Below are 14,440 nucleotides of genomic sequence, written 5' to 3'. Positions count from 1 at the left end.
GGACCGACCAAGCCTAATAGACCGATCTATTGACCTAGATGTGGCTCCGTGAGACTTCTCCGCACTTCGTCAACGGCTGGTTCGGCATCGCAAGCACCGCGGCCGGGCGGTGTGCGGACCGTGAGACCTGGACCGCTACAGCGGCAGCCCCTGCTCGAGGAGGTCGACGGCGTCGAGCAATGTGGCCAAGGCCTGTGGGTCCTTCGGATCGGCGATGTCGTCGGCGAGGTGCATCAGGACGCCGCGGGATGCGGCGACGAAGACGCGCAGACGCGGATTATCCGGTTCGAGTCCGAGATAGTCGGCGAAGAAGGCGACGCCGCCGAAGAGGGCGCGGTCGGATTCGACCTGAAAGGCGGTCAACAGCACGGGTTCTGCCCGGATCAGCCGCAGCCGTGCGGGGTCGGAGGCCCACGGATCGGAACTGCTGATCCGGAACAGTTCGCGCAGCAGCGCCCGCAGCAGATCGAAGTGGCTGAGCCCAGGAGGGAGGGCGGCGATCGCGGCCTCGCGTTCGGCGGCCAGGTCGTCGCTGATGACGACCTGTTCTTTCGAGGTGAAGTAGCGGAAGAAGGTGGTGTGGGAGACGTCGGCCTCCTTGGCGATCTGTTCGACGGTGGTGGGTGTGTAGCCCTGTTCGGCGAACAGTCGCATCGCGGCCTCGCGGATGGCGTTGCGGGTCCGGATCTTGTGCTTTTCGCGTAGACCGACCCGCCGCCCCGGGCTCTCACCCGGGGCGGTCGTCGACGTCATTCCGGCTCCTTCGTTCGATGCCTTCGTCAGCTCCTCGCGCCGACGGCTTCGGCAGCGGGGGTGGCCTCCGCCTCGACGTCGATGCCCCGGTTGCGCACGGCGCCGCCTTCGATGTCGAAGTTGGGCACGAGCCTATCGAGCCATCGCGGCAGGCCCCAGGCACGGTCGCCGAGCAGTGCGATCACCGCCGGCACGACGATCATGCGAATGATGAAGGCGTCGAAGAACACTGCGATCGCCAGCGCGAAGCCGAGCATCTTCGAGGTGGTGTCGGGGGCGAGCATGAATGCCGCGAAGACGCTGATCATGATGACCGCGGCCGAGGTCACCACGCGGGCCCCGTGCCGGTAGCCGGCGATGATGGCGTCGGTGGCGCTCATGCCGTGGATGTATTCCTCGCGCATCCGGGTCACCAGGAATACCTGGTAGTCCATCGCGAGTCCGAATACCACGCCGATGAGGAAGATCGGCAGGAACGACAGGATCGGCTGGGTGTTGTCGATCAGGCCGAGCGCGCCTTCCTGGAAGATCGCGACGGTGACACCGAAGGTGGCCAGTACCGAGAACACGAATCCGACGGTGCCGATCAGCGGAACCCAGATCGACCGGAACACCGCGATCATGATCAGGAACGCCAGGCCGACCACGACGATCAGGTAGGGGAGCAGTGCCTTGTCGAGTTTGGCCGACAGATCCGACATGATCGCCGTCTGCCCGCCGACGTGTAGTTCCGCACCGCCGTGAGCCGCGGTGGGTGCGTAGTCGCGGATCCGTTCCATCAGGTCATGGGTAGCCTGTTCGGCCGGGCCGCTGTTGGGCGTGACCATGATCAACGCGGTGTCCGCGCCGGTATTCGGTTGCTGGGTGCCGTTGCCCATCCAGGTCAACGTGTCGGCGTTTGCTACGTCCGGGAGCGTTTTGATGTGTGTGACGGTGGCCTCGGCGGCTGCACTCACGTCTCCGTGGTCGGTGTGAACCACGGCCAGCAGCGGGCCGTTGACGCCCTTGCCGAATCCGCGCTGCAGCAACGTCATCGCGCGTGCTTCGTCCGGGCTCGACATCGACAGGCCGAGTTCGAGTTTGCTCATCGGCAGCGCGGCGAGCACCAGCACGGCCAGTCCGGCGACGATGAACGGCAGCGGCCGGCGCACCACCGTCCGGCCGAACCGCACGCCGTTGGTGTCGGCGGTCTCGGACTGCTCGGCGTGCCTGATCCACGGGATGCGCGGGGCGAACGCGAACCGTCCGACCGCGCCGAGCAGCGCCGGAATCAGCGTCAGCGCGGCGAGGACCGCGATCGCGACCGCCACGGCCGCGCCGGCGCCCATCTGGGTGATCAGCGGGATCCCGATCACCATCAACGCCACCACGGCGATGATCACGGTCAGTCCGGCGAACACCACCGCCGAACCCGCGGTGCCGACCGCGCGTCCGGCGGCCTCCGCGCGTGTGCCGCCGCGTTTCACCTCACTGCGGTAGCGAGAGACGATGAACAGTGCGTAGTCGATCGAGACGGCGATGCCGAGCATGGTCACGATGCCGGTCGCGGTCTCGTTGACGCTCAGGAATTTCGCGCTCAGGGTGACGAGCAGGATCGTGATCAACACTCCGACCAACCCGGTCACGAGCGGGATGAAGGCGGCTACCAGCGCGCCGAAGGCGACGATCATCACCACGAAAGCGATGGCGAAGCCGATCATTTCGGCCTTGCCGCCGGTCTCCATGACCTGCATCAGCGAGCCGGTCGCCTCCACCTGCAATCCGTGCCCGTTGTGCTTGGCCAGGATGTCCTGCAGCTGGTGTTTCTGATCCGCCTTCAGGTCCATGATCTCGATGTTCTGGCGCACCTGGATCAATCCGACCTTGCCGTTGTCGCCCAGCACCGATGCGGCGATCGCCGGATCGACCTGGGCCGCGAGCACCGGATCGACCACCGTCTGCGGATCCGACACCTTCGGGAGCGTCTTCAAATCGGCCACCAGCGCATCGATCTGGGCCGTGTGGTTGGCGATCCCGTCGTCGGCGGCGACCAGGATGCTGGTCGATGCATGCTTCTGCTGCTCCATGACCTGGGGGAAGTACTTCTCCACCTGGTTGGTCGCCGTGCCCGAATCCGTGCCGGGCAGATCGAAATCCTTCGCGAACTTCGGATTCAGCGCCCCCACCAGCCCGGCCACCGTCACCGCGGCGATCACCCAGGTGGCGATCACCCACCACTTGTGACGAAACGAGAACCGGCCGAGCCGGTACAACCACGCCGCCATCACACACTCCAATCCGTATTCGTCTCATCGAAGGAGGTCATCGAAACTGTTAGTGACTAACAGTTGTTATTCGATAACACGGTATCGCGGGCGAAAAGCATCGGACCAGGGATGTAACGAGGATCGCGGTCCACCGCTCGGAGTGACGTCGGTCATGACGTGTGCGGTCGCCTGCCGCATCGACCGTCTCCGAAACCGGAGAAGGCCGGGCCTCGGGTCGCCTTCGGTGGTCAGGCCGGGACCTGGTCGGCGGCGAGGAAATCGTCGACGAACCTCAGCGCCCGGTCTTCGAAACCGGCATAGTGGGCCTCGCGAACCGCACCGGTGAGCGCATCGTCGAGCAGCAGATTTCCCGCGGCATCCAGGCGCTGTCGCTTTTCCTCCGCGCCCGGCAACAGCCCCACCGACGACTGGGTGAGGCCGCAGTAGTAGGCGATACCGTCGTCGAGTTGCGTGCTGAGCGCCTCCTGCATGGGTTCGACGACCGCGTCGTCGTCTGCTACGCCCGCCAGGCCCAGCCACAGCATCCGCTTGCCTGCGAGTCGCGGTGTGCTTCGACCGTAAGCGAATCCGTAGTTCCATACCCGATCGATCCAGCCCTTGAGAATCGCCGGAACCTGCATCCAGTACACCGGGAACACCGCGACGATCACATCGGCGGCGAGGATGCGTCGCATATGGTCCTCGACTTCGGGTGAGTAGGGCTTCTCGCGGTTGCCCCACTCCGGGAGGTCGGCGGGGGTCATCCGGGGATCGAAGTTCTCGGCGTGCAGGTCCAGCAGGTCGATTCGGTAACCGGCGGCGGTGAGCCGTCGGGTCGCCAGGTCGGCGATATGGGCGGTCAGCGACTCGGGCCGGGGGTGGGCGACGACGACCAGTGCGGTGCGGGCGGTCTCGGTGTCCACGGTCGGGTCGTGCTGCACGGGGTCTCCTGAATGTGGGGTGTTCGACGCTCGGTTGTGCGTTCCGGGATCAATTCCACACCCAGGCCCATGGACGATCTATGGGTAGAAGTCCATATTCGATAGGAGTTCGTCTACGCTCGATCGGGTGGACCCACTGAGCAAACTGCTGGGCGGTATTCGTGCCGAGGGAGCCGTGCTCACCACCGCGGTGCTGGAAGCGCCGTGGCGCATCCGGTTCGCCGACCAGGCGCCGTTGACGATGGTCACCGTGCTGCGGGGTGGGGGCACACTGCTGCTGCCGGACGGTCCCGAACGTCGAATCACGGTGGGGGACACCGCCGTCGTGCGCGGCCCGGAAACGTTCGTCCTCGTCGACACTGGTGATAACGCCGCCCTGCCGCACGAGGAATACGAGGTCGCCTGCTTCGCGCCGGACGCGAAATGCGATCCCGAACTGGACGGCGTTCGCTGGGACGCGGACCCCGCCGACGAGACCGCTCTGATCGTCGGCGCCTACCGGGCGTCCGGCCGTCGCCACGAACGGCTGCTGCGAGCGGTGCCCCCGGTCCTGGTCGTCAACGATGACGTGGAGGTGTGCGCGTGGATGGAGTCGATGGCCGCGGACGCGGCCCGGCGTCCGGCCGGAGCGCAAGCGATGATGGACCGGCTACTCGACTGGGCCCTGGTGTGCACACTGCGTGACTGGTTCGACGGGCTGGACGCGGCCGCGCCGGGGTGGTATCGCGGGCCGGCCGATCCGGTCGTGGGCCCAGCGTTGGAGGCCATGCACGGAAAGCCGGCCGCCGGTTGGACGGTCGCGACTCTGGCTGCCGAGGCCGGGGTCTCGCGGGCGCTGTTCGCGCGACGGTTTTCCGAGGTCATGGGCCAGTCGCCGATGGCGTATCTCACCGAATGCCGCATGGATGAGGCGGACGAACTACTGGCCGACCGAAGTCTCACCGTGGCGCAGGTAGCGAAGGCCGTCGGCTATGCGGACGCTTTCGGTTTCAGCGCGGCGTTCAAGCGCCATCGCGGCATCCGCCCCAGCGATTTCCGCGCCACCGCCGATATCGGAGCGTGAGCCGGTTCCCCGGGTTACCTGGTCTTCACCATTCGGAAGGGCCTTCTGCCGCGGGGAAGAGGATGGGGCTGATCAGGTAGCGGGAGCGTTCCGGGGTGGGCTCGTTGGCCATGTGGGGGAGCAAAGCCTCGCGCAGGTCGCCGATGAGGGTCTCGAGTTCGGCGGGATCGAGCCAGAGGGCGTGTTGGCGGTAGCCGACGGGGTCGTGTGCCGGATCGGCGTCGTCGCGGGACAAGTAGGCGTTGAATTCGGCGATCAAGACGGTCATGGCGGTGGCGAAGACGCGGCGGTGATCGTCGATGGTCGCGGCTGCGGCGGTGTCACCGTCGATGACGGCGCGTTCGGGGCGCAGGCGGTAGTGGCGCTCGACCGCGCCGCGGACCCGCCGTTCGTCGGCGACCTCGAGGACTCCGGCGCCGACGAGAGCGTCGACGTGCCGGTACACCGACGCTTTCGACAGGTCGGGCAGCACGCGGCAGAGGTCGGTGGTGGTCAGCGTGCGGTCGCCACGCAGTGCGTGGATGATCCGGATTCGGGCGGGGTGGGCCAGGACCTCGAGAGTTTCCACTGGTCAATGATCGCACAGGCTGCTACCGTTCTCACCAAACGATAACAATCGCAAAATTAGAGAACGGTAGAGGGCGATGGCGACAGTGACCGATCCGACCCAAGTTGCGACGGCTGTGCTGGAGTTGTTGCGAGAAGACCGATTCGACGAGCTCGCGTCACTGTTCGGTTCCGCGTTGGCGGCGGCGGTATCCGCCGATACCGTTCGCGTCGCGTGGACCGCGGAGACTGCCAAGATCGGCGGGGTCCGGGCGGTCGGGCAGACCGTTCTCGAGCCGGCCGACGAGGGAATGGTGCGGGCCAAGGTGCCGGTCACCGGCAGCGCCGGCGGACTGGTGGTTCGAATGGTCGTCGACTCGAGTGGTCTACTGCAGGGCTTCCGGCTCGCGCCGGCGGAGGAATCGGCGTGGACACCGCCGCGTTATGCCTCCCCGCGCCGCTTCACCGAACGCGAGGTGAGCCTGGAGGCCGGGGCGTACACCCTGCCAGGGACCCTGACCATGCCGAAGGGGCGCGGGAGGAAACCGGCGGTGGTGCTCGTGTCCTCCGGTGCGATGGATCGGGATGTCACGACCGGGCCGAACAAGCCGTTCAAAGATCTCGCGTGGGGATTGGCGAGCCGGGGAATCGCGGTCTTGCGATTCGACAAGGTCAACCACGTGCATCCCGAGGTGAATCACGAACACGGCTTCACCATGGTCGAGGAGTACCTGCCTTCGGCGACGGCCGCGGTGCGGTTGTTGCGGCAGGAGCCGGAGATCGACCCGGAGCGGGTGTATGTCGCCGGGCACAGCGGCGGCGGCAAGGCCGCTCCGCGGATCGCGGCGGCCGAGCCGGGCGTCGCGGGAGTCGTCATCCTCGCCGGCGACACCGTTCCGATGACGCGTGCCGCACTTCGCGTTACCGACTACGTCGCCGGTCTGGACCCGCGGCGGGACTCCAGTGCGCAGGTGGCGGCGGTGTCTCGAGCGGTGGCGATGACCGAGAGCCCCGCGCTCTCGCCGGAGACACCCGCGGCCGCGTTGTTGTTCGGAATGCCGGCGTCGTACTGGCTGGATATGCGCGCCTACGACCAGGTCGCGACGGCCGCGGCGCTGAACAAGCCGATCTTGATCCTGCAGGGCGGGCGCGACTATCAGGTGACCGTCGCCGACGATCTGCCCAAGTGGGAGCAGGGCCTGGCGGGTCGCGCCGATGTCACTATCCGGGTCCTCGACGCCGACGACCACATGTTCTTTCCGGGTACCGGACGGTCGGTGCCGTCGGATGTCGAGCGGCCGAACCATGTCGACGCGGCGGCCGTCGCTGCCATCGCGCAATGGATCGCGCCGGAACACAAGCGCGGCCTGCTGTCCGGACTCCTGAACCGTGGCTGACCCATCCGGCGACTCTTGCGGCCCGGTCCCAGGCGGTGTCGTTAGCGGGCCGGCCGCCGAGAACACACACGTTGCCGCAGCCGACCCGGCCTCGAAACACGGCCCCGCGCCGCGCGCGATCATGTCGACAAGCCTCCATCGGTCCGGCGTGCGGGTCCGGCACCTCTCGCGGACCCGCACGGTGGTCGCTACCGCCCCGCGTGCACGGCCGGACGGCGGCCCGCCCACGGCATGGCGCGCTCGAGATCCCCGGCCAGCGCCAGCAGCGTGGCCTCGTCGCCATGGCGTCCGGCGAACTGGATGCCGATCGGCAGCTCGGCGGCGGATTCGGCCAGCGGCAGGGAGATGGCGGGCATGCCGGTGACGTTGAACAGCGCGGTGAAGCTGCCGTAGTCGAAGATCCGGTCGTACCACTCGCGGGCGCTCAGCGAGGCGTCGTCGGCGTCGAGGTGGCCCAGCGGGATCGGCGGCGCGCTGGTCGTGGGCGTCAGCAGCACGTCGTAGCGGGTGAGGAAGCCCGCGACCGCGCGGGTCGTCTGGTTGAACACCCGGTCGGCGGCGTAGATGTCGAAGGCGGACAGCGTCTTTCCGTATTCGACGCACGCCAGTGTGGTCGCCTCCAGGTACTCCCGGCCGGGCTCCACGCCCAGCTGCGCCGAGGCCCCCAGCACGGCGTCGGCGAGGAAACTGCACCACGCGTCGAGGTTGGCCTTGTCGAAGGCCGCCACATCGAGCTCGGGCGCGGCTTCCTCGACGATGTGCCCCATCTCCGCCAACCGCTCGGCCACCTGGTTCACCGCGGCCACGCACTCCGGGTCGACGACGCGGGCGGCATCCATCGGGGTGGCGGAGAGAGCGATCCGCAGCGGCCGGGATCCGGCGGCGGCGTGCTCGGCGTAGCTGCGCACCGGACCGGGCAGCAGGTAGCGGTCGCCGGGCTCGGCGCCGTGCACCGCGTCGAGCAGTCGCGCGCAGTCGCGCACGGTGCGGGTGACGGCGAATTCGATACCGAGTCCCAGCAGCGGATCGGCGAAGTCCGGGCCGGGTGTGGTCCGCCCACGGCTCGGCTTGAGGCCGACCGCACCGCATGCGGCGGCGGGGATGCGGATCGAGCCGCCGCCGTCGTTGGCGTGCGCCATCGGCAGCGCGCCGCTGGCGACCAGCGCCGCCGAGGCGCCGCTGGAACCGCCGGGGCTGCGGTCGGTGGCCCAGGGGTTGCGGCTCGGTGCGCCGTAGGCGAGGGCTTCGGTGGTCGCGTTGAACCCGAACTCCGGGCTGCGGGTGATCGCGCCGATCGCCAGGCCCGCGCGGCGGAACCGCGCCACCAGATGGGTGTCCTCCGGGTAGGCCACCCCCGCACCGAACAGCCTGCTGCCGCTGCGGCTCGGCACGCCGCCCGCGTGCGCGATGAGGTCCTTGAGCGCGAACGGCACACCGGCGAACGGACCGGACTCGTCGTAGTCGAGCGGCTTGTCGAAGCGCTCGCCCGCCACGGCGGCCAGTTCGGGCTCGACCGCGTCCAGGGCGGTCGCGGCGGCCGTCCACACCTCGGCCGCGCTGACCTGACCGTCGCGGATCAGCTCCGCCAGACCGGTGGCGTCGTGGGCGGCGTATTCGGCGACATCCATGTGATTTCTCCTCGTGCTTCGCGGGCAGATGGGCGAAGGGTAGGAGCGAACATCACGGCGCGTATCGGCAGAATTGCGGAGGCGGAATCGCGGATAAGTCGCTAGCCGCGCACCTACCATGACCGCATGAGCGAGTCGGCGGTACGTGCACGTCTCGCCGCCGCGCTCGAACTCCGGGACGCGGCGGCCGGATCACCCGGCGGCGAACCGCTCAAACAGCAGGCCGCCCGTCTGCTGTTCGCGCTGCGCCGGGTGGTGGCCTACGACCATGCCGCGCTGTCGATCCCGGACCCGGTGACCGGCGAGCACACCACCTACACCAACTTCGGCTACAGCACCCCGACGCTGGATCTGATCAACGACGCCATGCCGGATATGGAGCTGTACGACGAACTCCGCGAGACCAGGCTCCCGGTACTGCTGCACGACGTGGACCGGCGGCGACGGCGCGGTGTCGTCTTCGACATCATCCGGCGCAACGGCTTCCGCGACGGGCTCAGCCACTGCCTCTACTCGCCGCACGGCCGCTACCTCGGCTTGCTGAACCTGAGCACCTACACCCCGCTCGACGAGCACACCCTGCCGCTGGTGACCCTGGTCTCCGACGCACTCGCCGCCGCTATCGACCCGCTGCGCCCGGCCGCCGGCGGCGCCATCGCGATCGGCGCGGGGGAGCAGGCCCTGCTCATCGATCACGACGGCACACCGCGCCCGTTGACCGCGGGCGCCCGCACGGACCTGGCCGCCCTGATCGGTCGCGCCCGGCCTGCAGCGCCGGTGACGGTGATCCACGGCGGGCAGGTGTACGAGGTCCGCGTGGACGAGGTGCGCGGTGGCACCCTCGTGCGGCACCGCCCCGTGCCGCCGCCCGCGGGACTGACACTGCGAGAACTCGAGGTCCTGGAACTGCTTTCGCACGGTGCCGCCAACACCGAGATCGCCCGCACCTTGCGGATCGGCGCGTCGACGGTCGCCACCCACGTGGAGGCGATCCTGCGCCGCACCGGATCGGCCAACCGGACCGCCGCGGCCGTCTACGCGACGCGCCTCGGACTGTGCCGTTCGGCGTGATTCGATGTCCGCGTGGCGATCTCACCTCGGCTTGCATGTGCGAAGGTGGGCGCTGTCACGGCCGAAGTGACGACCGAATCTGAATCTGTTCGGGCGCAGATGTTTTCGATTCACCGCTGGGCAGGCCGCAGTTGCAGGAATGTGGTAGTCGTGCGAGCCTGTTCATCCGTGGAGATCGGACCGCGGCTTCGCCGGCAGACACCGAGGGTAGAGCCGCAATCGAACGCGTCTGCGTCGGTGACGGATGCGCCTGTGGCATGGCACGACGTGATCGGTGCCCTCGATCGCCTCGCGCCCGAAATTGCGGCGACCTGCCGCGCGCGGCAGGTCCCGTCCCTCGAGCGTTCACTGCTGACCGGACGGGGATGGCTGCTCGACTTCTATCCCGGCGCGCGCCTGCAGGTCCGCATCGATTGGACCGGCGGCTGGGCGTTCATGCACCGCCCCATCCCGCAACCCGGCGCATACCGGGCCCTTCCCGGTCACGGCGCGAAGAGGATCTCCAAGAACGACGCTCGTCTCCACTGGGAGAGCCGGGTGGCCCGAGAGCCCAGCGACCGTTCGCAGTTCACGGAAACCGCTCTCCGGGAGAGCTTCCGGAATCAGCTCGCACGTCTGTGACTCGGGTACGAGCGGGTTGCCGCTCGCGAATCAGGGAAGCGACGGGGCGGCTTCGGCGCGGATGACCAGCTCGCCGAACCGGCGGGAGAGGTCGGGGTCCAGGCCGGAATCGGTGATGGCTCCGCTGATTTCGTCGAATCCGGCGACTTTGGCGAGCGCCCGCCTGCCGAATTTCGAGCTGTCGGCGACGACGAGGGCGTGTGCGGCGGCGGCGATCATGGCGCGCTTGAGGGGCACTTCGAGGGTGTTCATGTTGGTGATGCCGGCCTCGAGATCGACCGCGTCGGCGCCGAGGAAGGCCCAGTCGGCGGTGTAGTCGGACAGGAAGGCTATCGCGCGCTCGCCGACGAGGGTGAAAACCGAACCCAGCAGCTCGCCTCCGGTGACCAGCAGGCGCACGCCCGGCGTTTCGGCCATGTATTTGGCGATGCGCAGATCGTTGGTGATCACCGTCAGATCCGTGTGGTTCCGCAGGGCTCGCGCGATCTCGTAGGTCGTGGAACCGCTGTCGAGGATGACGGTCTGGCCGTCGCGCACGCGTGCGGCGGCCGCGATGCCGATCGCGGCCTTCTGATCGAGGTGCTCGCCTTCTTTCATGGCGTAGGGCAGCTTCGCGGTGGCTCCGGGAGCCGGGCGTGCGCCGCCGTGGGTGCGCTGTGCCTGGCCGGCTCGTTCGAGCGCGTCGAGGTCACGGCGGATCGTCGACGCGTCGACGCCGAGCTCGTCGGCGAGCGTCTTGGCCTCGACATAGCCGTCGGTGACCAGCCGGTGCATGATTTCGCGCCGTCGGGTGCTCGCGAGCAACGGTGCCTCCCGGAACTTCTGGTCGGTGCATCGGCGAAGTGTCGTGCGGTTTCTGCATCGTAGTCAAGCATGGTGTTGACTTGTTCGCGCATGCATGTGCATGATTCCGAGCATCAAATGCGCGATTTCGCGCGAACCGAGTTCGAGGGATCGATGAACCTCACACTGAAGCGCTCGACCGACGAGGAGATGCCGGCGAGCCCGTCCGCCTTGCCGGTGTGGCACGAATTGGCAACTCACCGTGCGGAGTTGGCCGCGACCTCGATGAGGGAGCTGTTCGATCGCGATCCCCGGCGCGGAACCGAGTTGTCCGCCGAACACGACGGCGTGGTGCTCGACTATTCGAAGAACCTGGTCACCGACCGCACCATGGGCCTGCTGATGCGTCTGGCTCGCGATCGTGGCCTGGCGGCGGGCATCGAGGCGATGTTCGGTGGCGCGCGGATCAACACGACCGAGGATCGGGCGGTACTGCACACCGTGTTGCGAACGCCCGCAGCGGAATCCGTTCTGCTGGACGGTGCCGATGTCGTCGGTCCGGTGCACGAGGTGCTGGATCGGATGAGTGATCTCGCCGAGGCGATCCGGTCGGGGCGGTGGTGTGGCGCGACCGGTCGCCGTGTGCGCACGGTGGTCAACATCGGTATCGGCGGTTCCGATCTGGGGCCCGCGATGGCCTGCCACGCGTTGCGCGAATTCGCGCAGCCCGGGCTCGAGGCGCGGTTCGTGTCGAACGTCGACGGTCACGACATCGACCGGGTCCTGGATGAGCTGGACGCCGAGACGACCTTGTTCGTCGTCTCGTCGAAGACGTTCACCACGATCGAGACGTTGACCAACGCCCGCACCGCCCGCCGGTGGCTGGTGGATCGCCTCGGCGCCGAAGCGGTGGGAAAGCACTTCGTCGCGGTGTCGACCAATGCCGACGAGGTGGCTGCCTTCGGGATCGATCCGGCCAATATGTTCGAGTTCTGGGACTGGGTCGGCGGGCGGTATTCGCTGCCGTCGGCGATCGGTCTGTCGCTCATGATCGCCATCGGCCCCGGACAATTCCGGGAACTCCTGGCCGGAGCCCACAGCGTAGATCAGCACTTCCGCACGGCCCCGTTCGAGGAGAACCTGCCGGTGCTGCTGGGCCTGTTGGGTATCTGGCACCGAAACTTCTGCGGCGCACAGGCTTTCGCGGTGCTGCCCTACGATCAGCGGCTGGCGTTGCTGCCGGCATATCTGCAGCAGCTCGACATGGAGAGCAACGGCAAATCCGTCGACCGGCACGGACGTCCGGCCGGTGTCGATACCGCGCCGGTTCTGTGGGGCGCGCCGGGCACCAACGGGCAGCACGCGTTCTTTCAGATGCTGCATCAGGGAACGACTGTGGTGCCGAGCGACTTCATCGGTGTGCTCGAGCCCGCCCATACCCATCGGGACCATCACGACCTGCTGATGGCGAATCTGTTCGCCCAGACCCGGGCGCTGGCGTTCGGGGATCTCGAGAGCTCGGGTGAGCGGCCGCCGCATCGTTGGTTCCCGGGCGGTCGGCCGAGCAACACGATCCTGCTGCCGCGTCTGAGTCCCTATACGCTGGGGCAGTTGATCGCGTTGTACGAGCACAAGGTGTTCGTGCAGGGCTGGATCTGGGGAGTGAACTCGTTCGACCAGTGGGGTGTCGAACTCGGCAAGAAGCTCGCGACCGGTATCCATGACGATCTCGAATCCGAGCGTGCGCCCGGCTGGGACAGCTCCACGAACGCGCTGATGATGCGCTACCGACGCGTCCGTCACGCGGGTGGGGCCGACACTGCCACCGCTACTACTGATGAAATGATCTGAAATATGACTTCCTCCTCTGCAATCGCTCAGATCGGTGTGACCGGCCTTGCCGTGATGGGCAGCAACATCGCCCGCAACTTCGCCCGGCACGGCTACACCGTGGCCCTGCACAACCGCAGCGTCGCCAAGACCGATGCGCTGCTCGACGCTCACGGGGACGAGGGTGAGTTCGTCCGCACCGAGACCATCGAGGAATTCGTCGGCGCGTTGGAGAAGCCCCGGCGGGTGCTGATCATGGTCAAGGCGGGCGAGGCCACCGACGCGGTGATCGAGGAACTGGCCGCCGTCATGGAGCCCGGCGACATCATCATCGACGGTGGCAACGCCCTCTACACCGACACCATCCGCCGCGAGGCGGCGATGAAGGCGCGGGGACTGAACTTCGTGGGGGCGGGCATCTCCGGTGGTGAGGAGGGCGCGCTGAACGGTCCGGCGATCATGCCGGGCGGGCCGACGGAGTCCTACGAGTCGCTGGGCCCGTTGCTGGAGTCGATTTCGGCGAAGGTCGACGGCGTTCCGTGCTGCACTCACATCGGCCCCGACGGCTCCGGTCACTTCGTGAAGATGGTGCACAACGGCATCGAGTACGCCGATATGCAGCTCATCGGCGAGGCCTACCACCTGCTGCGCGATGCCCTCGGTTTCGACGCGGCCCGCGTCGCCGGGGTGTTCACCGAATGGAACTCCGGTGACCTCGAGAGCTACCTGGTCGAAATCACCGCGCAGGTGCTCCAGCAGGTCGACGCCACCACCGGCAAGCCGCTCGTCGATGTCATCGTGGATGCCGCCGAGCAGAAGGGCACCGGCCGATGGACGGTCAAGTCCGCGCTCGATCTCGGCGTCCCCGTCACCGGGATCGCCGAGGCCGTCTTCGCCCGCGCCCTGTCCGGATCCCGTGACCAACGCAAGGCGGCACAGGGCCTGGCCTCGGGAACGCTCGCCGAAAAGCCCACCGACGCAGCACAATTCACCGAGGATATCCGCAGGGCTCTGTACGCGTCCAAGATCGTCGCCTACGCGCAGGGCTTCGATCAGATCGCGGCCGGCAGCGCCGAATACGACTGGAACCTGCGCCCCGGTGACCTGGCCACCATCTGGCGCGGGGGCTGCATCATCCGGGCCCGCTTCCTCAACCGCATCAAGGACGCCTACGAGGAGAATCCGGAGCTGCCCAGCCTGATCCTGGCCCCCTACTTCCGCGAGGCGATCGAGCAGGCCGTGGACAGCTGGCGTCGCGTCGTCTCCACCGCGGTCCAGCTGGGGATCCCGGTGCCGGCCTTCGCGTCCTCGCTGTCCTACTACGACGCCCTGCGCGCCGAGCGCCTGCCGGCGGCTCTGACGCAGGCGCAGCGGGACTTCTTCGGCGCCCACACCTACGAGCGTGTCGACGCCGACGGCAAGTACCACACCCTGTGGAGCGGGGACCGCAGGGAAATCTCCGCGTAATTCAGGGCGCGTGCCGAACGTCGCCGCGTGAGACCATGCGGCGAACGCGCGCTGCCTGCATCAACCTCAACTGAAAGGTGTTCGCCCACAGTGG

Annotated in this window: 12 protein-coding genes; 6 read left to right on the top strand and 6 right to left on the bottom strand. The window is 67.8% G+C overall.

All coding sequences use genetic code 11. The features are described from left to right. Positions 1 to 135 precede the first annotated feature (135 nt). The 3 genes from NA3_RS31460 to NA3_RS31450 form a co-directional block, all read right to left on the bottom strand. A complete protein-coding gene (locus NA3_RS31460) occupies positions 136 to 753 on the bottom strand; it encodes a TetR/AcrR family transcriptional regulator (RefSeq protein ID WP_062967902.1) in 618 nt (205 codons plus the stop codon). A gap of 26 nt (positions 754 to 779) precedes the next feature. After that, positions 780 to 3,017: an MMPL family transporter gene (locus NA3_RS31455; RefSeq protein ID WP_062967899.1), complete on the bottom strand. Its 2,238-nt coding sequence runs from the start codon at positions 3,015 to 3,017 to the stop codon at positions 780 to 782. 230 nt (positions 3,018 to 3,247) lie between these two features. Then, positions 3,248 to 3,940 carry an NAD(P)H oxidoreductase gene (locus NA3_RS31450; RefSeq protein WP_128145346.1) on the bottom strand — a complete coding sequence of 231 codons (693 nt, stop codon included), beginning with the start codon at positions 3,938 to 3,940 and terminating at the stop codon, positions 3,248 to 3,250. Between the two features lie 127 nt (positions 3,941 to 4,067). On the opposite strand from NA3_RS31450, the gene NA3_RS31445 reads away from it, so the two are divergent. After that, the gene (locus NA3_RS31445) at positions 4,068 to 5,003 is read left to right on the top strand and encodes an AraC family transcriptional regulator (RefSeq protein ID WP_062967897.1); all 936 of its coding nucleotides are present in this window, start codon (positions 4,068 to 4,070) and stop codon (positions 5,001 to 5,003) included. A 25-nt stretch (positions 5,004 to 5,028) separates the two neighbouring features. Here NA3_RS31445 and NA3_RS31440 read toward each other — a convergent pair whose 3' ends face one another. Continuing rightward, positions 5,029 to 5,571: a helix-turn-helix domain-containing protein gene (locus tag NA3_RS31440; RefSeq protein ID WP_062967895.1), complete on the bottom strand. Its 543-nt coding sequence runs from the start codon at positions 5,569 to 5,571 to the stop codon at positions 5,029 to 5,031. A gap of 76 nt (positions 5,572 to 5,647) precedes the next feature. Here NA3_RS31440 and NA3_RS31435 point away from each other — a divergent pair, with 76 nt between their 5' ends. Continuing rightward, entirely contained in the window at positions 5,648 to 6,946 is a 1,299-nt protein-coding gene (locus tag NA3_RS31435) for an alpha/beta hydrolase (protein ID WP_062967892.1), read from the top strand. A gap of 188 nt (positions 6,947 to 7,134) precedes the next feature. On the opposite strand, the gene NA3_RS31430 is transcribed toward NA3_RS31435, so the two are convergent. Further along, positions 7,135 to 8,574, bottom strand: a complete 1,440-nt coding sequence (locus tag NA3_RS31430; protein ID WP_062967890.1) for an amidase — start codon at positions 8,572 to 8,574, stop codon at positions 7,135 to 7,137. Between the two features lie 126 nt (positions 8,575 to 8,700). On the opposite strand from NA3_RS31430, the gene NA3_RS31425 reads away from it, so the two are divergent. Both NA3_RS31425 and NA3_RS31420 read left to right on the top strand, forming a co-directional pair. After that, positions 8,701 to 9,645, top strand: coding sequence for a helix-turn-helix transcriptional regulator (locus tag NA3_RS31425; protein ID WP_062967888.1), 945 nt, complete (start codon positions 8,701 to 8,703; stop codon positions 9,643 to 9,645). A gap of 252 nt (positions 9,646 to 9,897) precedes the next feature. Continuing rightward, positions 9,898 to 10,266 carry a hypothetical protein gene (locus tag NA3_RS31420; RefSeq protein WP_062967885.1) on the top strand — a complete coding sequence of 123 codons (369 nt, stop codon included), beginning with the start codon at positions 9,898 to 9,900 and terminating at the stop codon, positions 10,264 to 10,266. Between the two features lie 30 nt (positions 10,267 to 10,296). Here NA3_RS31420 and NA3_RS31415 read toward each other — a convergent pair whose 3' ends face one another. After that, on the bottom strand, positions 10,297 to 11,070 hold the full coding sequence (locus NA3_RS31415; RefSeq protein WP_062967883.1) for a DeoR/GlpR family DNA-binding transcription regulator: 774 nt from the start codon (positions 11,068 to 11,070) through the stop codon (positions 10,297 to 10,299). Between the two features lie 189 nt (positions 11,071 to 11,259). On the opposite strand from NA3_RS31415, the gene pgi reads away from it, so the two are divergent. Then, positions 11,260 to 12,900, top strand: a complete 1,641-nt coding sequence (gene pgi / locus NA3_RS37265; protein WP_128145769.1) for a glucose-6-phosphate isomerase — start codon at positions 11,260 to 11,262, stop codon at positions 12,898 to 12,900. A 3-nt stretch (positions 12,901 to 12,903) separates the two neighbouring features. Then, positions 12,904 to 14,346 (top strand): NADP-dependent phosphogluconate dehydrogenase, encoded by a 1,443-nt coding sequence (gene gnd, locus NA3_RS37260; RefSeq protein WP_062967881.1) that lies wholly within the window; start codon positions 12,904 to 12,906, stop codon positions 14,344 to 14,346. Positions 14,347 to 14,440 lie beyond the last annotated feature (94 nt).

This window comes from Nocardia africana NBRC 100379 (assembly GCF_001612635.1).
GTDB classification, from domain to species: domain Bacteria; phylum Actinomycetota; class Actinomycetes; order Mycobacteriales; family Mycobacteriaceae; genus Nocardia; species Nocardia africana.
Note: the sequence above shows the minus strand (reverse complement) of the source record. Positions and strands in the feature narration are given on the sequence as shown.